20 protein-coding genes are annotated in these 21,397 nt (G+C 66.8%); 4 read left to right on the top strand and 16 right to left on the bottom strand.

Annotation, left to right across the window (positions count from 1 at the left end; translation table 11 throughout):
* Positions 1-66 precede the first annotated feature (66 nt).
* From cobA to J2805_RS04230, 5 genes are all read right to left on the bottom strand, one after another.
* Positions 67-1,359, bottom strand: coding sequence for a uroporphyrinogen-III C-methyltransferase (cobA, locus tag J2805_RS04250; protein ID WP_309969694.1), 1,293 nt, complete (start codon positions 1,357-1,359; stop codon positions 67-69).
* Between the two features lie 96 nt (positions 1,360-1,455).
* Positions 1,456-1,899, bottom strand: a complete 444-nt coding sequence (locus tag J2805_RS04245; RefSeq protein WP_309970567.1) for an SRPBCC family protein — start codon at positions 1,897-1,899, stop codon at positions 1,456-1,458.
* 253 nt (positions 1,900-2,152) lie between these two features.
* Positions 2,153-3,139: an ABC transporter permease gene (locus J2805_RS04240; protein ID WP_309969692.1), complete on the bottom strand. Its 987-nt coding sequence runs from the start codon at positions 3,137-3,139 to the stop codon at positions 2,153-2,155.
* On the bottom strand, positions 3,129-3,854 hold the full coding sequence (locus J2805_RS04235; protein WP_309969688.1) for an ABC transporter ATP-binding protein: 726 nt from the start codon (positions 3,852-3,854) through the stop codon (positions 3,129-3,131). Before J2805_RS04235 ends, J2805_RS04240 begins: the two co-directional genes overlap by 11 nt.
* A 72-nt stretch (positions 3,855-3,926) precedes the next feature.
* The gene (locus J2805_RS04230; protein ID WP_309969685.1) at positions 3,927-5,084 is read right to left on the bottom strand and encodes an ABC transporter substrate-binding protein; all 1,158 of its coding nucleotides are present in this window, start codon (positions 5,082-5,084) and stop codon (positions 3,927-3,929) included.
* A 211-nt stretch (positions 5,085-5,295) separates the two neighbouring features.
* Between J2805_RS04230 and J2805_RS04225 the strand changes: the two genes are divergently transcribed.
* Positions 5,296-5,622 carry a GYD domain-containing protein gene (locus tag J2805_RS04225; RefSeq protein ID WP_309969681.1) on the top strand — a complete coding sequence of 109 codons (327 nt, stop codon included), beginning with the start codon at positions 5,296-5,298 and terminating at the stop codon, positions 5,620-5,622.
* Positions 5,623-5,697: 75 nt separating this feature from the next.
* On the opposite strand, the gene J2805_RS04220 is transcribed toward J2805_RS04225, so the two are convergent.
* The 7 genes from J2805_RS04220 to J2805_RS04190 all read right to left on the bottom strand — a co-directional run bounded on the left by J2805_RS04220 (position 5,698) and on the right by J2805_RS04190 (position 13,933).
* Positions 5,698-6,708, bottom strand: coding sequence for a GTP pyrophosphokinase (locus J2805_RS04220; RefSeq protein ID WP_309969677.1), 1,011 nt, complete (start codon positions 6,706-6,708; stop codon positions 5,698-5,700).
* Between the two features lie 137 nt (positions 6,709-6,845).
* Positions 6,846-8,012 (bottom strand): RtcB family protein, encoded by a 1,167-nt coding sequence (locus J2805_RS04215; protein WP_309969676.1) that lies wholly within the window; start codon positions 8,010-8,012, stop codon positions 6,846-6,848.
* A gap of 124 nt (positions 8,013-8,136) precedes the next feature.
* Entirely contained in the window at positions 8,137-9,570 is a 1,434-nt protein-coding gene (locus J2805_RS04210; protein WP_309969673.1) for a sulfate adenylyltransferase subunit 1, read from the bottom strand.
* A complete protein-coding gene (cysD, locus tag J2805_RS04205) occupies positions 9,570-10,592 on the bottom strand; it encodes a sulfate adenylyltransferase subunit CysD (RefSeq protein WP_309969670.1) in 1,023 nt (340 codons plus the stop codon). The genes J2805_RS04210 and cysD overlap by 1 nt, the downstream gene beginning before the upstream one ends.
* Positions 10,589-11,317 carry a phosphoadenylyl-sulfate reductase gene (locus J2805_RS04200; RefSeq protein ID WP_309969667.1) on the bottom strand — a complete coding sequence of 243 codons (729 nt, stop codon included), beginning with the start codon at positions 11,315-11,317 and terminating at the stop codon, positions 10,589-10,591. Before J2805_RS04200 ends, cysD begins: the two co-directional genes overlap by 4 nt.
* Positions 11,317-13,062, bottom strand: a complete 1,746-nt coding sequence (locus J2805_RS04195) for a nitrite/sulfite reductase (protein ID WP_309969665.1) — start codon at positions 13,060-13,062, stop codon at positions 11,317-11,319. The genes J2805_RS04200 and J2805_RS04195 overlap by 1 nt, the downstream gene beginning before the upstream one ends.
* Positions 13,063-13,207: 145 nt before the next feature.
* The gene (locus J2805_RS04190; protein WP_309969660.1) at positions 13,208-13,933 is read right to left on the bottom strand and encodes a sirohydrochlorin chelatase; all 726 of its coding nucleotides are present in this window, start codon (positions 13,931-13,933) and stop codon (positions 13,208-13,210) included.
* A gap of 60 nt (positions 13,934-13,993) precedes the next feature.
* Here J2805_RS04190 and J2805_RS04185 point away from each other — a divergent pair, with 60 nt between their 5' ends.
* Together J2805_RS04185 and J2805_RS04180 are read left to right on the top strand one after the other, a co-directional pair.
* Positions 13,994-14,665: a trimeric intracellular cation channel family protein gene (locus J2805_RS04185; RefSeq protein WP_309969657.1), complete on the top strand. Its 672-nt coding sequence runs from the start codon at positions 13,994-13,996 to the stop codon at positions 14,663-14,665.
* A gap of 14 nt (positions 14,666-14,679) precedes the next feature.
* Entirely contained in the window at positions 14,680-15,105 is a 426-nt protein-coding gene (locus J2805_RS04180) for a hypothetical protein (RefSeq protein WP_309969655.1), read from the top strand.
* A 138-nt stretch (positions 15,106-15,243) separates the two neighbouring features.
* Here the strand turns inward: J2805_RS04180 and J2805_RS04175 are convergent, their stop codons facing one another.
* From J2805_RS04175 to J2805_RS04160, 4 genes are all read right to left on the bottom strand, one after another.
* Positions 15,244-16,086 carry an endonuclease domain-containing protein gene (locus tag J2805_RS04175; RefSeq protein WP_309969652.1) on the bottom strand — a complete coding sequence of 281 codons (843 nt, stop codon included), beginning with the start codon at positions 16,084-16,086 and terminating at the stop codon, positions 15,244-15,246.
* Positions 16,087-16,526: 440 nt separating this feature from the next.
* The gene (locus J2805_RS04170) at positions 16,527-17,630 is read right to left on the bottom strand and encodes a polyprenyl synthetase family protein (RefSeq protein ID WP_309969649.1); all 1,104 of its coding nucleotides are present in this window, start codon (positions 17,628-17,630) and stop codon (positions 16,527-16,529) included.
* Between the two features lie 9 nt (positions 17,631-17,639).
* On the bottom strand, positions 17,640-18,974 hold the full coding sequence (locus tag J2805_RS04165; protein WP_309969646.1) for a geranylgeranyl reductase family protein: 1,335 nt from the start codon (positions 18,972-18,974) through the stop codon (positions 17,640-17,642).
* Between the two features lie 11 nt (positions 18,975-18,985).
* Entirely contained in the window at positions 18,986-19,759 is a 774-nt protein-coding gene (locus J2805_RS04160; RefSeq protein ID WP_309970564.1) for a demethylmenaquinone methyltransferase, read from the bottom strand.
* A 108-nt stretch (positions 19,760-19,867) separates the two neighbouring features.
* On the opposite strand from J2805_RS04160, the gene J2805_RS04155 reads away from it, so the two are divergent.
* The gene (locus J2805_RS04155; protein WP_309969643.1) at positions 19,868-21,340 is read left to right on the top strand and encodes an isochorismate synthase; all 1,473 of its coding nucleotides are present in this window, start codon (positions 19,868-19,870) and stop codon (positions 21,338-21,340) included.
* Positions 21,341-21,397: the final 57 nt, after the last annotated feature.

Here is a 21,397-nt window from a genome sequence, read left to right as displayed (position 1 = left end):
GGGCTACGGGGGTTACTTGGCTACGGGACTTACGGGGCTACGGGGGACTTACGAGGCTACGGGGGCTTACGGGGTGAGGACGCGGGTGGTCCTCGGGGCGGTGCGGGGGCTGTTCGGGGTGGTGGTGCTGTAGTCGGCGGTCTTGAAGTGCGACGGCGCGAACGGGCTGACGCGGACAACGTCGCCAATCACGATCACCGCGGGATTCGCGACACCGGTGGCCTCGGCCTGGTCAGCGATGGAACCGAGAGTGCCGATGGTCACGCGCTGGTTGGGCAGATAGCCATTCTCAACGATGCCAACTGGAGTGTCCTGAGGCAAACCGGCGCCGGCCAGGGCTGCGGCGGATTCGCGCAGCTGGCCCACTCCCATGAGCAGCACGATGGTGTGGTCGGCGCGGGCCGGGACCTCGGAGAGTTCCTCGTGGCCGGTGACCACGCTGAAGCCTTTGGCCAGTCCGCGGTGCGTCACGGGGATGCCGGCCGCCGCAGGAACGGAAATCGCTGAGGTCACGCCGGAGACCACTTCAACCTCGACGCCGTGCTGGCGGCAGAATTCGGCTTCCTCGCCGCCGCGGCCCAGGACGTACGGGTCCCCGCCCTTGAGCCGGACCACCCGGTGGCCCTTGAGGGCTTCGTCGACGAGGATCCGGTTGATCTCCGCCTGCGGTACGGGATGGTGGCCGGGGGTCTTACCGACCTCGATTACGCGGACGTCGGGGGCCAGTTCGTTGAGCAGTTCGCGGGGGCCGAGGCGGTCTGCCACCACCACGTCGGCCTGGCCCAGAAGGCGGCGGCCGCGGACGGTGATGAGCCCGGTGTCGCCGGGTCCGCCGCCGACGAGGGCTACGGAACCGGTAGCGGCGCGGTCCTTCGAAATACGGCGGCGGCGCAGCGGGAGGTCCCCGGTTTCCAGCGCGGTGGCGACGGCGTCGCGAAGGGCCATGGCGCGGCGCGGGTCTCCCCCGGCGTTCACGGCGATCTGCACGTCGTCCACCACGGCGACCGCGGGGGTCCAGGCGGCCGAAGCTTCGTGGTCGGAGGCGTTGACGCACCAGACGCGCTGCGCCTCGGCGTCGGCCGAAACGCGGGAATCCACGGCGGGATCGCCGGTGGCGGTCTGAACGAACCAGACGCCGTCGACGTCGGACGAGCGGTAGGGGCGCTGCTCCCAGGTGAGAAGGCCGGCGTCGGCCAGTTCCTCAAGTCCCGCGGAGGCAGCGGGGGCAACCACGGTTACCCGGGCACCGGCGTCGAGCAGCCCTTTGGCGCGGCGCGTGGCCACCGGCCCGCCGCCCACCACCAGTACGGGGCGGCCCAGCAGGCGCAGTGCCGTGGGGTAAATGTCCTGAATTGCCATGGATCAACGGTAGAGCCGCGTCATATACCGGAACAACGGCGCGGAAACACCAGTTCACGTAAGGTAACGCTGCGTCACATAGAATCAGGGCCTCCGTTACCTGCCGGCAAGGTACAGCCCGCGCTCGGCGATCAGCCGTTCCAGGTACCGGCGCAGCACGAGCCTCTCCACGATCCGGCCCGCCGGCCCGAAGGGCGCCGTGAATTCCACGCGGTCCGTCATGAGGCTTCCGTTGCCTGTCGCTTCGAACTCGTGGACGTGCCGGAAGGCCTTGAACGGCCCGCGGACCTGCTCGTCCACAAAGCGCTCCGGAAAATCCATCGCCGTAATGCGGCTGGTCATCCGCAGTGGCAGCCCGAAGTGGCGTGCCCGCCAGGTCACTTCCTGCCCGACGCCGATCAGGCCCGTCGTCACGCCCGCCACGGCCCGCTCCCCCGCGTCAGCCTGCGAGTCCATGTGCGCGTCGATGCTGCGCGCGAGGTCAAACAGCTGTTCCCGGGACAGACGGGATTCCGTGCGGCACACAAAGCTGACGGTCATGGCGCCAGTCTGCCAGACTCCCCCGTCCGGCGTGGCGCGTTCGGAACCGTCGTGGGGCGTCTTCGCGGCCGTCGTGGGGCACATTGAAGCCGATTCGCCCGCGCACGGGGTCAGCAGGCGGCGTGTCCGTGCCGAAGTGCCCCATTTGGGCCGCGGGAACCAACAGCAGGAACAAACAGCAGAGCCCGACGGCGGGACTCGCCGTCGGGCTCTGCTCTTGCGTTGTTGCTGTGGCTGGCAGGCAGCCGGAACCCTAGCGGGTGCTGCCCGCGAGGAGGCCGCGGCGGCGCAGGAGGCGCTTTTCAATCGGCGCGAACACGAGCAGTTCGATCAGGATGCCCACCGCGAGGATCAGCAGGATGGCGGACATCACGATCGTCATGTCAGCGAGGTCGCGGCCCTGGTTCAGCATGGAGCCGAGGCCGAAGCCGATGGTGCCGCCCACCGCGATGATTTCCGCAGCCATGAGCGACCGCCAGGAGAAGGCCCACCCCTGCTTCAGGCCGCTCAGGTAGCCGGGAAGGGCCGCGGGCAGGACGATTTGGATGGCCATCTGCAGCCGGTTCGCGCCTAGGACCGTGCCGACGCTGCGGTACTGCGGCGGGATCTGGTCCACGCCGGAGATCAGGCCGTTGATGATGGACGGGATGGCGCCCATGAACACCACGAAGTACACCGTGGCGTCCGTGAGGCCGAACCAGATGATGGCTGCCGGCACCCAGGCCACGGAGGGCAGTACCTGCAGTCCGGAGATGAGCGGGCCGAAGGCGCGGCGCAGCGGGGCCACCTGTGCCAGCAGGAGTCCGATGGGAGTAGCGATGGCCACGCTGATCAGGAAGCCCACCAGCCCGCGCTGCAGCGAGGTCCAGACAGCTTCCTGCAGCGATCCCTCGGCCCAGAGCGTGCCGAACTGACCCAGGACGTCGAGCGGACCGGGCACCAGGTCCCTACGCTTGAGGCCCAGCGAAACATAGAACTGCCAGACGAGGATCAGCACCACGAGTGCCCCCACCGGGAGCAGGATGCGGCTCCAGTCGATGCGCGCCGCGCGGGCGGCGTCGGACTGCAGCGAATCCAGCCCGGATTCGAGCTCGCGCAGGTCCTCGTTGCCGGTGGAGGACCGGGTCAGCGCCGCGTGCACTTTGCGGGTCTCGGGCTCGGTGATTGAAGCTGTCAAAGTCCCGGCCTCGGGCTCGACCACCAGGTTCTCTTCGGCCAGGGGTGTCGGGTTATTTGGCATGGCGGCGGATCTCCTCTCGCAGCCGGGCGGTGATGACCCCGGTCAGCTGTCCGGCAAGTCCGGCGTCGGTTCGGTGTTCCTCTGTGACGTCCCATTCCTGGACCACGCGGCCGGGGCGTGAGGACAGCAGCAGCACGCGCTGGCCCAGCCGGACGGCTTCGCGCACGTTGTGCGTCACAAAAACGATGGTGCGGCCGGTTTCCTTCCAGATCCGTTCCAGTTCGTCGTGGAGGAGGTCGCGGGTGATGGCGTCAAGGGCGGCGAACGGCTCGTCCATCAGGAGCAGCTGCCGGTCCTGGGCCAGCGAGCGGGCCAGCGAGACGCGCTGGCGCATGCCGCCGGAGAGCTCGTGCGGGCGCTTGTCGCCGGCACCGCCCAGGTGCACCAGGTCCAGGAGCTCGTTGGCCTTGGTGCGCCGTTCGGCCTTGCCTACGCCGCGCAGCTTCAGCGCGAGTTCGATGTTCTCCCGGGCCGTCAGCCACGGGAAGAGGGCGGCGTCCTGGAACATGAAGGCTGCACCGTCGCTGGGGACCTCAAGGGCGCCCGACGTCGGCAGTTCCAGTCCCGCCATGATGTTCAGCAGGGTTGACTTGCCGCAGCCGGAAGCGCCGAGGAGGGCGACGAACTCGCCTTGGGCGATGCTGGCGTTGACGTCGTCCAGCACCGGGGCGCCGTCGCCGAAGCGTTTGCCCAGGTTTTCCAGTACGACTGGCATGGTCCTGTCCTTACGTTGATGGGGCTGGAGGTGGTGCGTTGGGGTGGTGCTCGTGGTCAGTCTTTGCCTGGCTTAGTCGTTGCCGAGGCCGGCGGCGCTGACCTTGTCTCCGCCGGTTGCGGCGGTGACGCTGTTCAGGGCAGTGAGGTCGAAGATGCCGTTGATGTCCGCCTGCTTGGTGGTGCCGGCGTCCACGCCGTCCTGCAGCAGCTTCTCGTAGGATCCAGCCAGGGGGTCCACCGTGAAAACGATGTTCTTCAGGGACCGGTCGATGACATCCGGCGGGAGCTCTGCGCTGCCGTATTCCTTCAGCGCCGCGTTCAGCACGCTGGCCTTTTCCGCGGCCGGTGTGTCGTTGAGCCAGGCCACGGACTCGGCGTGGCCCTTCAGGAGTGCCTTGACGGTGTCCGGATGTTCAGCGGCGAACTTCTTGTTCACGATCAGGATGGTGGTGGGGAACTCGCCCGGCTTGCCGGTCAGCGAACCGTCCCACAGGTCCTTCTCATCCACCAGCACCTTCGCCCCGGCCTGCAAAACCAGGCGGGAGGCCCACGGCTCAGGCAGCCACGCGCCGTCGAGCTTGCCGTCCTGGAACAGCTTCAAAGTCTGCGCGTTCTCGGTCGGATTAATGGCCACATCGCCGCTGCCGTCGGGATTGGTCTTGTAGCCCTGCCCGGCCAGCCACGCCCGCAACGCCACATCCTGGGTCCCGCCCAGCTGCGGCGTGGACAGGGTCTTGCCCTTCAGATCCGCCGCGGCAGCAATCTCGGGCTTGACCACCAGCTGCGCCCCGCCCGCCGCGGCCCCGGCGATGATGCTGACCGACTCGCCCTGGCTCTTCACGAACGAGTTAATCGCCGGGTTCGGGCCGATATAGGTCGCATCGATCGCGCCGGCGTTCAGCGCCTCGATCGCGGCCGGACCGGCGTTGAACACCTGCGTGCTCAACTTCGTCCCACCCAGGCTCTTGGCGATGAAACCCTCCTTGACCCCCACCAAGGCAGGGGCATGGGTGACGTTGCCAAAGAAGCCGAGTTTGAGTTCCGCCGCGGGACTGGGAGCGGCGGCCTGGGCTTCGGTATTACGGGAAAGGGTTGACGCCACCACGGCACCGGCAGCGATGAGCAGCACCAGGCCGAGGGCAACCAAAACCTCGACGGCGCGCCTGCGCTTCGGTTTGTTGCTCTCTCCTGCCACGATGCGGGTCATTCCGGGCTGGGGACTTGTCATTGTTTCACCATAGGGAGTGTCATAAACGAGGTTCAATGACTTGGAAACCGGGGGTCACGCGCGTTCATGCAACGTCATATTCGCGCAACACGGGGCAAGGCCATTCCCACCGGAACAAGGCGCGGGGCATTGCCGCTCCGGCCGGAGACTGCCACTCTTGCTGGATCGGCACCACCGGCGCCACCGGTGCAGGAAACGAAAGGACCAGACGATGCCGCTCTATCTGTCGAAGTTCAGCTACACACCGGAGACCTGGGCGAAACTGATCAGCAACCCCGAGGACCGCAGGCAGGCAGCCCAGACCTACATCGAATCCGTCGGCGGTAAACTCCACGGCTTCTGGTACGCGTTCGGCTCCCACGACGGCTTCAACTTGTGGGAGGCGCCGGACAATGTGTCCATGGCCGCGGTTGCCCTGGCGATCAGCGGAGGCGGCGCGTTGAGCTCGTTCGACACGACAGTGCTCCTGACTGTCGACGAAACAATCGAAGCCCTGCACAAAGCCGAGCAGATCAAGTACCGGCGTCCCGGCACCTGACGCCGGCGCCCTCGCGTTCGGCGCCGGGTCCCCGCGCCCGGCGCCCCGCAACTCGGGCACCGGACCAGGAAGCGTTCAGTCCTGCATGCGCTCCAGCCGGTACGTCAGCTTCGACTCCCGTTTGGGGTCATCGCCCAGGGACTTCGTGCGGACGATGTAGTCCACGCCCCACGTCTTCAGCAGGAAGTCGTCGGCAATCCGGACGTGGCCGGCGGGAAACTTGTAATCCATCCTTTTGGCCACGGCGGACCAGTCGGCGGCGCCGAAGAGTTCCTCGGCGTCAGCCACGGTCCGCACGCCGTTGGCCGCCAGCAGGTCCCCCAGCCAGCCGTACTGCCGCGCCTGGCTCCTGGGGTGCTCGGAAAGCAGCCGCGCCAGCATGTCCTGGAGGATGTCTCCGGTGAGTTCGGTAGCCTCCGGGTCCGCTGCAAACTCGGCGGTGCTCTCGGCCTGGCGGCGTTTGACGATGTCGTTGATGGCCGAGAACTGGGCATCCGCGAGTTCGATCAGGGTTGACGCCATGGTGAACGCGCGGTCCACTTCCGCGTTGGCCTCGGCCCGGCCCTTGTAGCGGATGTCATGTTCGAAGGCGGCCCAGGCGTGCTGCAGTACGGTCCGGATCTGGACCTCGAAGCGCTCCCCTATGAACGTCTGGCAACCCACGGGAACATTCTCGGCAGGGACCTCGAGGATCAGGTGCCGGCCGGCATAGCCGATCTGGCCGCTCCGCCGCTGAGAGCTCGTCTTGTCGTCGTCCTCGCGGCAGTTGAACTGTCCCTTCAGGGCCGTTGCAACGTCCGCAATGTCGGGTTCCAGGAACATGATCACGCGGACGCCGATGAGGTCGTCGAGCTGCTCGAGGCCGCGCTGATACTTGAATCTGCCGTCCGCAGTGAGCCGGTCCAGCTTTCCCTTGACCGAGCCGGGATCCTTGACGCGGGCCTGCACGGTGTGGTGATTGAGGCCGTCATCCCGGAGCCGGGCGCGGATGGCGTGCTCTATTGCTTCCGAGGCCTGATTCAGCCGGGGCAGCAGTGCACTGTACTGCTCCAGGGAGCTGGCAACAACTGACTCATGATCTTCCAACCGTTCCCCCTCAGATCACCGCGCAGCGCATCTATCAAGCAGAGTATCCAAGGGCGCAGGTTTCAGCTACTGTCGCGCCCAGTAAGCCGCGATCGGACGCAGGAAGCCCCTGTCCCTCTGCTCTGGACGGCCAATGTTCAGTCTCCTTTGACGTTGATCAGCTGCCGCAGGGTGTGGCGGATCCTCACCAGGTCCTGTGCATCGCGCATCACCACGTCAATGGGCTTGTACGCCGCGGGGATCTCGTCAATGAAAGCCTCGGTGGCACGGAATTCAATCCCTTGCATGGCCTTTTTCAGCTCGGCCAGCGTGAACGCCTTGCGCGCCGCTGTCCGTGAGTACTCGCGGCCCGCGCCGTGGGGAGAGGAATTGAGGGACGCCTGGTTGCCCAGCCCCTCCACCACGTACGACGCCGTCCCCATGGACCCTGGGATGAGTCCGGGATCGCCGTGCTCGGCCTTGATCGCCCCTTTCCGGGACACCCAGACGGACTTGCCGTAATGCGTCTCCTGCTGGGTGAAGTTGTGGTGGCAGTTGATCCGCTCACGTTCCCGGACCGGCCCGCCCACCCAGTTGCGGAACTGCGTGATCACCCGGTCCATCATTTCCTCGCGGTTCAGCAGGGCGAACTGCTGGGCCCATCGCAGCTCCGCAATATACCGGCTGAACTCCGGCGTGCCTTCCTCCAGGTACGCGAGGTCCGGGTCGGGCAGCCGGACCTGCTTCTTCCGGGTCATGTGCTGCGCGACGCCGATGTGGTGCTGCGCGATCTTGTTGCCGACGCCGCGGGAACCCGAATGCAGGAACAGCCAGACGTCGTCGTTCTCGTCGGCGCATACCTCGATGAAGTGGTTGCCCGATCCCAGCGAGCCCAGCTGCAGCTCCCACTTTGCGAGGTACTGGGCAGGGTTGAAGCCGGACTTGGCCGCCAGGTTCTTGAGCTCGCCGATCCGGGGCTCCGCCGTCGCAACGACCTTCCGGTTGTTGTGGCCCGCGGACAGCGGAATGGCCCCTTCGATGTCCTCGCGCAGCCCTTTCCGGTCCTTCGGCAGGTCCTTCAACGAATACTGGGTCCGCACGGCGATCATGCCGCAGCCAATGTCGACGCCGACGGCGGCCGGAATGATCGCGCCAACCGTGGGAATCACCGAGCCCACGGTTGCGCCCTTCCCCAGGTGGGCGTCCGGCATCAGCGCCAGATGCGGATAAATGAAGGGCAGCTTGGCGGTGGCCAGCGCCTGCTCGCGGGTCTTCTCGTCCAGGATCGAGGCCCAATTGAGGAGCCTGCTGTTAATGGTTTCCATGGGCGGCCTCCCGCTGACAAGGACCGGAAACGACGAAACCGCAGCTTGTTCGCGGATCCGTCCGGTGAAGGTTCGGTTCTGCGAACAAGCTACGGTTTCAGGCCGGGCTTGGAAAGACCCTGGATCAGATCGAGTAGCGCTCGTCCTCGTGGTCGCCCGGGTGGTCGTTGACCAGGCCGGCAGCCAGCGTGTTGCCGTCCAGCGGGTCGATCACCAGGAACGCACCGGTGCGGCGGTGGTGCAGGTAGTTCTCCAGCGGCAGCGGCGCGGCGAGCCGGAGCTGCGCGTGGCCGATGTCGTTGAGTTCCAGGCTGGAGGCGCCCTCAAGCTTGAACGTGGCGAGGTCCAGTTTGCCGCTGACGCTGCGGACCAGTGCCTGCACCGTGCGGGTGCCGTGCTTGACCAGAACCTTGGCGCCCTCGCGGAGCGGCTTCGGGGACAGCCAGCACAGCGCGGCGTACAGGTCGGCCGAGGCTTCACGGACGGTGCCGGCGGCGGCGATCGTGTCACCGCGGGCGACGTCGAACTCGTCTGCCAGGCGGATCGCCACGGACTGCGGGGCCACGGCTTCTTCCAGTGAAGCGCCGGCGAAGTCGATGCCCGTCACCGTGGTGGTGCGCGGTGCCTGGCCGGGAGTCAGCACGCTGACCTTGTCCCCCACCTTGACCGAACCTTCGGTGATCTGCCCGGCGTATGCGCGGTAGTCGCGGTACTGTTCGACGTCCAGTCCGCCGGCAACAGCGTCGGGAGCCAGCGCACCCTGCGGCCGGATAACCAGCTGGACCGGGAAGCGGAAGCTCTCCAGGTGGCTTTCCAGTTCGTCCGCCGCAGGCAGGGTCTCGAGCACCTCGAGCAGGGCCGGGCCGGTGTACCAGGGGGTGCGCTCGGAGCGCTCCACCACGTTGTCGCCGTCGAGCGCGGAAACCGGAACCACCAGCAGGTCGGTGATCCCATCCGAGCCGAGGCCCAGTTCGCGGCCCACCTGCTGCACGTCGGCTTCGATCTCGCGGAAGACGCTCTCGCTGAAGTCCACCAGGTCGATCTTGTTCACGGCCACGATCACGTGGGCCACGCGCAGCAGCTGCAGTACGGACAGGTGGCGGCGGGTCTGCTCCAGGACACCCTTGCGGGCGTCGATGAGTACGACGACGGCGTCCGCAGTGGACGCGCCGGTCACCGTGTTCTTGGTGTACTGCACGTGGCCGGGGCAGTCGGCCAGGATGAAGCTGCGGCGGTCCGTGGCGAAGTAGCGGTAGGCGACGTCGATGGTGATGCCCTGCTCGCGCTCGGCACGCAGGCCGTCGGTCAGCAGTGCCAGGTCGATCGCTTGTACACCGGCTGCGCCGGGTCCGCCGAAGCCGCGGTCCGCTGAGGTGCGGGCGACGGACTCGAGCTGGTCGGCGAGGATTGCCTTGGAGTCGTGCAGGAGGCGGCCCACGAGAGTGGACTTGCCGTCGTCGACCGATCCGGCGGTGGCGAAGCGGAACAGCGAGGCGGAGGCGAGCGGCGCCTCGTCAAGAAGGGCAGCCGCACGGGCTGTATCGATTTCAGTGCTCATTAGAAATAGCCATCCTTCTTGCGGTCTTCCATGGCGGCCTCGGAGATGCGGTCATCCGCACGGGTGGCACCACGTTCGGTGATGGTGGAGGCAGCAACTTCAATCACGACGTCGCGCACCGTGGCGGCTGCCGATTCAACGGCGCCGGTGCAGGACATGTCCCCAACGGTCCGGTAACGGACGGTCTTGGTGATGACTTCCTCATCGGGGCGGGGCTGGGAAACCTCGCCCACTGCGCGCCACATCCCGTCGCGGGCAAAGACCTCGCGGTCGTGGGCATAGTACAGGCCGGGCAGCTCGATGTTTTCGCGCTCGATGTAGCGCCACACGTCCAGTTCGGTCCAGTTGCTGATGGGGAAGGCGCGGACGTGCTGGCCCACGGTGTGGCGGCCGTTGTACAGGTTCCACAGCTCGGGGCGCTGGTTGCGGGGGTCCCACTGGCCGAACTCGTCGCGGAGGCTCAGGATGCGCTCCTTGGCGCGGGCCTTGTCCTCGTCACGGCGGCCGCCGCCGAAGACGGCGTCGAACTTGTTGGACTGGATGGCGTCGAGCAGAGGGACGGTCTGCAGCGGGTTGCGGGTGCCGTCGGCACGCTCGGCCAGCTCGCCGCGGTCGATGAATTCCTGGACGGAGCCGACAACCAGCTTCAGGCCGAGGCGCTCAACGGTGCGGTCCCGGAAGTCGATGACCTCGGGGAAGTTGTGGCCGGTGTCCACGTGCAGCACGGGGAAAGGGACCTTGCCCGGCCAGAACGCCTTGGTGGCCAGGTGCAGCATCACCACGGAGTCCTTGCCGCCGGAGAACAGCAGCGCGGGCTTCTCGAACTCGGCGACGACCTCGCGGATGATGTGGATGGCCTCGGACTCGAGGGTGTCCAGGCTGGAAAGTCTTGAAGCTGCTTCTCCACGCGGCTTAGACACACTCGCTCGTTCCTCGCTCGCGCGATGCGCCGCTTTCGGAGAATCAGCGTCAAGTTCCAGCACAGACAGCTCCAGGTCCTCGTTGGTGGTTTCGATGCTCATACGTGTAGTCCGCATTCTGTCTTGTCGGTTCCTGCCCAGCGGCCGGCGCGGGGGTCATCGCCGGGCGCTACCTTGCGGGTGCAAGGCTGGCAGCCAATGGACGGGTAGCCCTGTGAAAGCAGCGGGTTGACGGGAAGGAGGTTGTCGTCGGAGTACTGCACCAGCTGGTCGAAGCTCCAGGCCGCCACCGGGTTGACCTTGACCAGGCCGTTCACTTCGTCCCACGTAATCAAAGGCGTGTTGGTGCGGGTGGGGGCTTCGTCGCGGCGCACGCCGGTGAACCACAGCTCGTAGCCAGCCAGGGTGCGGCGCAGCGGAGCCACCTTGCGGAGGGCGCAGCACTGGGCGGCGTCGCGGGCAAAGAGGTCCTTGCCGAGCAGGCGGTCCTGTTGCTCCACGGTGTTCTCCGGGAGGACGTCCACCACGTTGACGCGGAGGTTTGCGGCCACCTCGTCGCGCGTGGCGTAGGTTTCCGGGAAGTGGTAGCCGGTCTCCAGGAACAGGACGTCGACGCCGGGAAGCTGGTCGGCGACCAGCGCCGGAAGGACGGCGTCGGCCATGGAGCAGGCCACGGCCACGGCGGGCAGGTCGAAGTTCCGGGCCACCCAGGCGATGACGTCCCGGGCCGGGGCGTCCCAGCCGAGCTCGGCGGCGCCGGCCTCGGCCAGGGCCTTGAGTTCGTCGTGGCTGCGGAGGGCGGGTGCGGGTGCCAGGTGTTTTGCCATTACTGAAGTGCCTCCTCGTCTGCTGCGTGGGCCCACTCGGCGAAGGTCTGGCCTTCGGCGTGCTCGGCCACGAACTTCCGGACGACGCGCTCAACGTAGTCCGGCAGGTCGTCGACGTAGACCTTGAGGCCGCGGACGGTGCGTCCGAGGCCGGCTTCTTCGCGGCTGTTGGAAGCCAGCCCGCCGCCCAGGTGGACCTGGAAGCCGGGGCTGGGGTCGCCGTCGGGCGTTGGCAGCATCATGCCCTTGAGTCCGATGTCCGCGGTCTGGATGCGGGCGCAGGAGTTGGGGCAGCCGTTGATGTGCAGTGACAGGGCGTGGGGCAGCTGGCCGCTTTCGGCCAGGTCGGCGAGGCGGCGCTCAAGCTCTGCCACGGCGGTTGCGGCGGTCATCTTGGTTTCCACGATGGCCAGCTTGCAGTATTCGATGCCGGTGCAGGCGATGGTGCCGCGGCGGAACACGGACGGACGGGCGGAGAGGCCCAGGGCGTCGAGCTCCGCAACCAGCGGTTCAACCTCGTCCTTGGGGACGTCCAGGACAACCAGCTTCTGGTGCGGGGTGGTGCGCAGGCGACGCGATCCGCGGGCCTCGAGGGTGTCCGCGAGCTTCACCAGCTGCGAGCCGGAGAGCCGGCCGGCAATGGGGGTGGCGCCGATGAAGAACTTGCCGTCCTTCTGTTCGTGCACGCCCACGTGGTCGCCAGGGGTGGAGGGCTTGGGTGCGGCGGGGCCGTCGGCCAGCTTGTAGCCGAGGTATTCGTCCTCGAGGATCTGGCGGAACTTTTCGGGTCCCCAGTCGGCCATCAGGAACTTCAGGCGCGCCTTGGTGCGCATGCGGCGGTAACCGTAGTCGCGGAAGATGCTGGTGACGCCGAGCCACACGTCGGCTGCCTGCTCGGGCGTAACAAAAGCACCGAGGCGCTTGCCGAGCATGGGGTTGGTGGACAGTGCGCCGCCGGCCCAGAGGTCGTAGCCGATGCCTAGTTCAGGGTGCTTGACGCCTACCAGGGCGAAGTCGTTGATCTCGTGCACCACGTCCTGGCTGGGGTGGCCGGTGATGGCGGTCTTGTACTTGCGCGGCAGGTTGGACAGCAGCGGGTTGCCGATGAAGCGCTCCCCCAGCTCGGCGATGAGCGGGGTGGGGTCGATGATCTCGTCCTTGGCGATGCCGGCCACGGGCGAGCCGAGGATGACGCGGGGCACGTCGCCGCAGGCTTCGGTGGTGGACAGGCCCACGCCTTCGAGCCGGGTCCAGATCTCGGGGATGTCCTCCACGCGGATCCAGTGCAGCTGGATGTTCTGGCGGTCTGTGAGGTCCGCGGAATCCCGGGCGAAGTCCACCGAGATGTTGCCGATCACGCGCAGCTGCTCGGTGGTGAGCGCACCGCCGTCGATCCGGACGCGGAGCATGAAGTATTTGTCCTCGAGCTCGTGCGGCTCAAGCGTGGCGGTCTTGCCGCCGTCGATCCCGGGCTTGCGCTGGGTGTAGAGGCCCCACCAGCGGAAACGGCCGTGCAGGTCCTGGCCGGGGATGGAGTCGAACCCGTCCTTGGAGTAGATGGTCTCGATACGCTCGCGGACGTTGAGGCCGTCGTCTTCCTGCTTCCAGGTTTCGTTGGCGTTGAGCGGGGTGGTGCCGTCCACCTTCCACTGGCCGTGCGGCTTCGCTGCCGGACGGTTGGCGCGTGCAGGTCGCTTGGCGGCAGCGGAGTCCGCGGACGCTCCGGCTAGAGCTGTATCAGTCATGCATCGACTGTAGGTCCCACCCGAAAGCCGTCACAAAGGGTCAGAAACGCGAGGTCACCTAGGGAAACATTTCGTCATGAATCGCCGGAGAGCCTTGAAGAAGGATGGGCGCTGTGCATGGTCCGACGCTTTTCGGCGCCCGGTTTCAGTGGCCCTTCGCGACGGCTTCCGTCGCGGCAGCAACTGCTGCGTCGTAGCGGTCCAGGGCAATTTCGGCCATGAGCCGGGACGGCAGCAGCGGTTCCGTGACGATGTCAGCTTCGGCCTTGGCCAGCTGGTCGTGGAAGAATCCGTGCGCCAGCAGGTAGGAGGCAATAATGACGCGTCCCTGGCCCTCCCCTCCCGGGTACTCGGCGCGGAGGGAGGCGACGGCGTCGGGCACGGACGGCTTGGCGGCCGCACCGTAAGCGGGGACGATCCTGTTGCCCCGCAGCGCCCTCAGGTGTTCGGCGAGCTCTTCAACGCTGACCGAGGCTTTGGGGTTGGTGGAACCTGCAGCCGCCAGCACCACGGCGTCCTGTTCGGCGGCTCCGGCCTCGCGCAGACGCTGGTCGAGGATCTGCGCCAGCCTGGGGTCCGGTCCGAGGGGTTCCGACGCGGTGCTGCCTTCCCGGCCACGCGCCGCCTTGGCGATGTCCACTTTGGTGTGGAAGCCCACGCTGAGCAGCAGCGGCACGATGACGGCCGGCTCGCCTTCCGGCAGCCCGGCCATGACATCCACCAGGTCGGGGTCCTGGACGTCAACATAGGCTTCGCGGACATCGAGGCCGGGGCGCAGCTCGCTGATCCCGGCACGCAGACCGTTGACCTCGGCGGCGCCCAGCGGGCTGGACGTTCCGTGGGCACAGGCGATCATGATGGGGCTATTCATAGGGGCTAGCGTAACGTTGGAGCCGCCCTATCCGCCCCTTGCAATTGACCGGGACGCCCCATGACCTTCTCATTCAACTCCGTTCTGGTATGGCTGGATCTGGCCGGCGTCTTCTTTTTCGCAGTCTCAGGATCCCTCCTGGCGGCGCGGAAACAATTCGACCTCATTGGCTCCCTGCTCCTCGCCTCCCTCGTCTCGCTGGGCGGCGGCGTGATCCGCGACATCATCCTCAACAGCGGCCCGCCCGCGGCGTTCACCAACCCGGCCTACCTTGCTCCCCCGCTGCTCGCCACTGTGCTGGTGTACTTCCTGTTTTCGAGCGTCCAGCGCTTCACCTCGCTGCTCATCCTGTTCGACGCCGGCGGGCTGGCTTTGTTCTGCATCACCGGAACGCTGAAGGCGCTGAGCTTTGGCATGAACCCGGTTACGGCCGTGCTGCTGGGGGTCACGACGGCGGTGGGCGGCGGCCTGCTGCGCGACATCACGGCCAACGAGGTGCCGCAGCTTTTCGACCCGAAGGACCTCTACGCACTGCCCGCGTTCACGGGAGCGGCGCTGACCACCATCCTGTGGGTTTCGGGATCGTTTAACGCGTTCAGCGCGGCGGCCGTGGCCGCCGTCGTCTTCGCCTTCCGGGTCATTGCTTGGCGCCGGTCCTGGTACGTTCCGCTGGCCGTCCGGGGGTGGCACCGGCTGGGGCTGGGGACTGCGGAAAACGGTGGCCGGGATTAGCTAGGATATGAACCATGACTGACATGTTCCTCGAGAAGTTCCGCGCGCTTGTTCCGAAGTATCTCGAAGACGAATGGCAGGAAGAGGACGGGCTGTCCGAAGAAGAGCTCGACAAGGCGCTTGCCGAGCACCAGTTCCAGATCCCGCTGGTCCTGAAGGAGTTCTACCTGGCCCTCGGCGGCTGCGAAGACCTCATGGAGGCTTACCACTACTTCTGGGACCCCGAGGAACTCGAAGTTGATGACGAAGGCTTCCTCATGTTCCTCGAGGACGAGGAAGAACAGTTCACCTGGGGGTTCCGCGTGGGCGATCTCGGCGTTCCGGACCCCATTGTGTACCGCCGCAACAACGCCCGCGGCCAGTGGAAGAGCGAAGAAGGCACCTTCTCGGAGTTCGTCTTCGACATGTTCGAGTGGGCCTTCAACGACGAAGAGGACTAGGGTCCCGCCGCGGCTTAACTCTGCCGTCGTGACCCTGTTTCGAGCCCGAAACCCGGCGACGCGCCATGCGGCCGGCGTGTCTGGCCACAGACAGCCGTAAACCGGGTCACGAAGGCGGAACGGACCGTTGTTCTGGGATCACCAAGCCGGGGCGAACGTGCCGTCTGCATGCAGCCGCAGTATGGCGCGGATCTCCTCCACCATGGCTTGGGGATGATGCACCACGTCGTCATAGTAGTAGCGGAGCGTCAACCGACCTCCGAGCATGGTGGCTCTGCTGCGGCGATGGTCTTTCTTGATCTGCCGCGGTTCAAAGTGGGTGGATCCGTCCAGCTCCACCACCAGGCAGTCGCCCACAAGGAAGTCGACTACGCCCACCCCGGGCAGTTCCACGTGCATACGTACGCTGAGCCCTGCACGGACAAAATACGTGTGCGCCAGTATTTCCAGCAACGAGTCCGCCCTGGGAATCAGTAGGTCCAGCACGGCCCTGGCCCTGCCGTTCCGTTTCCCCGGCAGCTTCCTCCTCAGGAACTCGACCGTTATCAGCCCCCGACACACTGCGGACTGCACCATGACGAGCGATTCCAGCTCCGGCAAGCAGCGCAAGGCGTGAATGAGCACGTCGGCCAAGCCTGCCACAGGTAGGGACGGGTGCCGTGGGTGGACGCAGGGTGAATGGTCCACCACTCCGGGCTTCGGAATGCCGTTCCCGCAGCTCAGGTGCACGGCCCTGGCCGCGTACAGAGTCCAGAGGTTGTAGAACGGGGCGGCGGAGATGCACGTGAGCCGGCCGTTCGAACGAAAAGCCGCCATGACGCCGTCGTCCGCGCTCGAAATCGCGTAGACACCCCTCAACGGCCGGAACAGCAGACCGCTTGCCAGCGCAGCCTCAAGCTCCGGTCGCTGGAATCCGGCGGCCAGCAGCTGACTTCGCTTCGCAGCGCCGCCTCGATGCCGTAAATATGTGTTGAGATCCATTGAGCCATGGTGGATTCGAGATCCAGGCCGCAAAATGGTACGGCCACCATATGTGGACAACCCGCAAGCGCCGTGCCGACCCTGTTTCCAGCCCACGAGCCCCGCGACGCGCCGTGACCCGGGCGTGTCATCAGCGTTCATCAGCAATAGCAGGTCACGACGGCGGAGGGCGCGCAACACTGCAGCCCAGGGATGTGTGACACGCCGATTAACACCGGATTCGCGTTCGTGACAAAGCTGTCATAGACTTATTCACGGATCCACTAAATGCCTCCGGTGGATCTGATGCGAACGGAGAAATGGCCCCGGTTCGATGCAGCGTATGACTCGTACTGCCGCAAAGAACCGGGGCCATTCCGTTTAAGTACTAAAGCACGACGGCGGCGCGCCAGCCCCGCGGTCGGCCCGCCAAAGCGGGGCCCGCAGCCCGCTAAGGGGTCCTAGCTGGCGCGATCCACCACGGCGCGGGCGAAGCTGGTCAGCGATTCCTTGACCACGCCTTCGGGCAGCGGCGCCAGGGCGGCGATGGCTTCATCGGCCCAGGCCCGGGCCACAACCCACGATTCCGCCGTGACCCGGTGATCGCGCAGGCCTGCCACGGCGGCGGCGAGTGCTTCGTCGGAGGTGAGATCGCCGTCGATGAGTTTCAGGAGTTCGACGGCGGACGCGTCACCTTCGGCGGCGGCGTTGCGGAGCAGCAGCACGGGCAGGGTGGGCACGCCTTCGCGCAGGTCCGTTCCCGGGGATTTGCCGGACTTGACCTTGATCCCGGTGACGTCGATGACGTCGTCGGCCAGCTGGAAGGCCACGCCGATCTTCTCGCCGTACTCCACCAGCAGCGGTTCGTAGGCTTCGTCGGCGCCCGCAAAGATGGCACCAAGCTGGCCGGAGGCAGCCACCAGGGATCCGGTCTTGTCCGCGATGACGGACAGGTAGTGCTCCACCGGGTCCTCGTCGGGGCGGGGTCCCACGGTTTCGTGCAGCTGGCCCAGGCACAGCCGCTCGAAAGTGCGGGCCTGAATCCCCAGCGCACGCGAGCCCAGTTCGGACACCAGGATGGATGCCCGGGCAAAGATCAGGTCGCCGGTGAGGACCGCCACGGAGTTACCCCAGACCTCGTGCGCGGTGGGGGCGCCGCGACGGAACGGGGCCGAGTCCATCACGTCGTCGTGGTACAGCGTGGCCAGGTGGGTGAGCTCAACCACCACGGCGGCCTGCACCACGGCCGGCCGGGAGGCGTCACCGAGGTGGGCGCAGAGCAGGGCCAGCAGGGGTCGGATGCGCTTTCCGCCGGCTTCCACCAGGTGACGCGACGTCGCATCAGCCAGCGGATCGGAGTTGGCAATGGCCTCGCGGAGCTTCTTTTCCACGCGGGCAAGGTTGGTGGTGATGGCGGGGCCGAGCTCCGGGTCCGCAGCGATGGCGGCAAAACCGGCCGGCAGCTGGAGTCCTGTGGCGATCGCGGTGGTGTTGGGCTCGGGCTCCCTGGAGTCCGGCAGGCCGTGTCCGGCGTGGGTCCAGCTGTGCTTGGCAGAGTTCGTCACGGGTTAACCCTAACTTTTTGTTGCGGAAACCGCGGATGTGTAGCTGGACGGGGACAGAGAGGTGTTGGACGTGGCAGGCACCAGCGCCTCCAGGAGCCTGATCACCCTGTCCTCGAATCCCTTGGCTGATTCATCCGTGACGTTGGCCATCAGCCGGACTACGAACTTCATGAGTGCCGGCAGCGGCATGCCGGTCCGGAGCGCGAGCTTCATGACGGAGGGCTTGCCGATCACCGAGGCGAACGCACGGCCCAAGGTGAAGTGGCTCCCCCACTGGCCGCGCACATAGTCCGCGTACCCCTTGAAGTGGAGGTCGGCGTCGTCGTGCGTCCACTTGGCGTAGCGGCTCTGCCAGGTGTTGGCGTCGATGATGTATTCGGCCGCAAAGCGGGCGGATTCCATGGCGTAGGAGATGCCCTCGCCGTTGAACGGGGACACCATCCCGCCGGCGTCGCCCAGCAGCAGCAGGCCCGGGTAGTAGTGCGGCGTGCGGTTGAAGCCCATGGGCAGCGCAGCGCCGCGGATCTCACCCACCTGGTTTTCGGGCGTGAAGCCCCACTCGGCGGGCATTCCGGCGGTCCACTCGCGCAGGACCTGCTTGTAGTCCAGCCGGCCGAATTCCTTGGAGGAGTTCAGGATGCCCAGGCCCACGTTGGACGTGCCGTCGCCCACGCCGAATACCCAGCCGTAACCGGGGAGCAGTTCGCCGTCGCGGCCGGGGAGCTCCAGCCAGCCTTCCATCCAGTCGTCGTCGTGCCGGGGGCTGGTGAAGTAGGTGCGCACGGCCACGCCGAGCGGGCGGTCGTCGCGCTTCTGGATGCCCAGGGACACCGCGGTTCGGGACGAGTTACCGTCCGCTGCGAGGACGACGTCGGCAAGGAAGTCACGCGTCTCCCCCGTCTTGCGTCCGGACTCGTCAAGCAGCGCGGCGCGGACGCCGATGACGCGGCCGTCCGGCGAGCGCAGGGCTTCGGTGACGCTGTGCCCTTCGAGGACGCGGGCGCCGGCCGACTCGGCGTGCCGGGCCAGTTCTTCGTCGAAGCCCAGCCGGGTGCGGATCAGGCCGAAGGTGGGGAAATCGGAGACTTCGGGCCAGGGCAGTTCAATGGTGCGTCCGCCCGCAATGAGGCGGAGGCCCTTGTTGCGCCGCCAGCCGCCTTCCTCGGGATGGGGCAGGCCGAGCTTCTGGATCTCCCGGACGGCGCGGGGCGTGAGTCCGTCGCCGCAGACCTTTTCACGCGGGAACCTGGTTTTTTCCAGCACCGTGACGCGGATGCCGGCCTTGGCGAGGTAGTAGGCGGCAGTGGACCCTGCTGGTCCGGCGCCGACGATGAGTACGTTCACGGCAGTTGCGGCTAGCTCGCCGGCCGGATGATGTTGCGGCGGAGCTTCGCCACGGGGCCGGTGTGGTTGGCGATAGCGGCAGCGCTGCCGGACAGGGGCTTGTGCGCGCGGTGGACGGCCACGATGCCGCCGCTGAGGTTGCGGTACGTGACCTTCTCCCAGCCGGATTCCTGCAGCCAGCCGGCCAGGTGGTCCTGGTCCGGCCAGGCGCGGATGGACTCGGCGAGGTAAACGTAGGCGTCCGGGTTGGACGAGACTTTCACGGCGATGGCCGGCAGCGCGCGCATCAGGTATTCGGTGTACATGGTGCGCCAGAGTGGCACGACGGGCTGGGAGAACTCGGCGATCACCAGCTTGCCGCCAGGCTTGGTGACGCGCAGCATCTCGGCCAGCGCCTTCTTGGGCTCGTTGACGTTGCGCAGGCCGAACGAAATGGTGGCGGCGTCAAAGGTATTGTCCGCGAACGGCAGCCGGGTGGCGTCGCCGGCAATGAAGTCGATGTCCGGGCGGCGGCGTTTGCCCACCTTGAGCATTCCGAGCGAGAAGTCGCAGGCGATGACGTCGATCCCTGCATCGGCGTAGGGCTCGCTGGACGTGCCTGTTCCGGCGGCGAGGTCCAGCACCCGCTGGCCCGCCTTCACATCCATGGCTTCGACGACCACCCGGCGCCAGCGGCGCGTCTGCCCCATGGACAGGACGTCATTCACGACGTCGTATTTGGGGGCGACGTCGTCAAACATCGTGGCTACTTCGTCCGGACGCTTATCCAAGGATGCTCGGTTCACCATGTCATTGTCTCAAATGTTGGGCGGACCCACGAACCACGGCCTGGCACCGCGCGGCGGCGGCCCCGGGAAGGTGCCGGCGGGACTCGGGAGTACTGTTATCTCATCATGACGAGTACGTTCCGCGCCGGCATTATCAAGACACTGACAGTCCCCCTGGATGGAAGATCATTCTCCGGGGGGCTGCCGTCATTTCTGGTCCGGGACGATGTCCTCTGCTGGACCCGCCGCGAAGCCGGCCTGGTGGGCTTCGGCGAGATCGCCCGCTTCACCGCCACCGGGCCCGAGCGTTTCCTGGAGGCCGACATCTGGTGGCGGCACCTGGTCATCGAAGCGGACATCACCGACTCCGTGGAGTGCCCCGGCACCGGCCCGGTGGCCTTCGGATCTTTCGCCTTCTCCAAGGTGTCCACGCACCGCTCGCGCCTGATTGTTCCCGAGATCGTGGTGGGGGTCAGGGACGGCCGCGCCTGGCTCACCCAGTTAACGTTCGACGACGGCGAGCTCACCGAGGCGGGCGCCCTCGCCGCCCTGCAGCGCTGGCTCGACGCCGATCCGCTGGAGGCTGATCCGTTGGACACGGATCCGTTGGTCGCGGATCCGTTGGTCGCGGATCCGTTGGACGCCCCGGGCGTCACAGGGCTGAACGCCACAGGGCCCGGGGCCTCGGCCGCCGGGCCCGGCTCAGGCAACCATCCCGGCGTCGGGCTTGCCGCCGAACCGGCTGCCGACGTCGCACCTAAACTCGAAACCGGCTCCCTCAGCGAACATGACTGGATGGCGGCAGTGGCCGCGGGTGTCGCGGAAATCCGCACCGGCAAGCTTGAAAAGCTGGTGCTGGCCCGGGACATCGTGGCCACCATTCCCGAAGGCGTGAATGCCGCCGAAATCCTGCGCCAGCTGGCCGTCCGGTACCGCGAATGCTGGACGTACGGCGTGGACGGGCTGGTGGGTTCGACGCCGGAGATGCTGATCCAGGTGGAGGGGCGCACGGCCCAGGCACGTGTTCTCGCCGGAACCCTGGACCGCCGCGACGCCGAGGGCATGGACGGCCCGCCGCTGGAATTCGCCGAGCGCGTGCTGGCCGGGTCCGAGAAGCAGCGGCACGAGCACGAGATCGCCATCCAGTCGCTCACGACCCAGCTGGCGCCGTTTTCCGAGGCCATGAACGCGCACAGCGAACCGTTCATCCTGGAGCTGCCCAATGTGTGGCACCTGGCGTCGGATGTGAAGGCTGAACTGACCGAGGTGGAGGGCCATGTGCCCACGTGCCTCGCCCTGATCAATGCGCTGCACCCGACGGCCGCGGTCTGCGGAACCCCCACTACCGTGGCCGGGGCGCTGATCCGCAAGCTGGAGCACATGGACCGGGGACCGTACGCGGGACCTGTGGGCTGGCTGGATGCGGCGGGGAACGGCGAATGGGGCATCGCGCTGCGCGGTGCCGTCGTCGAGGCGCCGGACACTGTGCGGCTCTACGCCGGCTGCGGCATCGTTGAGGGCTCCCTTCCGGAGGCGGAACTGGCTGAGACGTGGGCCAAGTTCCGGCCGATGCTCGAGTCGCTGGGCATCAAGAGCTAGGTTCGCCACCCCCACCCAACTAAGTAGCAGCAGGTGTCGTTATGGCCGCCCAAAACG

Origin of the sequence: Arthrobacter oryzae, from assembly GCF_031454875.1 — a bacterium.
GTDB classification, from domain to species: Bacteria; Actinomycetota; Actinomycetes; order Actinomycetales; family Micrococcaceae; genus Arthrobacter; species Arthrobacter oryzae_D.
This window is presented reverse-complemented; position numbering and strand designations above follow the sequence as displayed.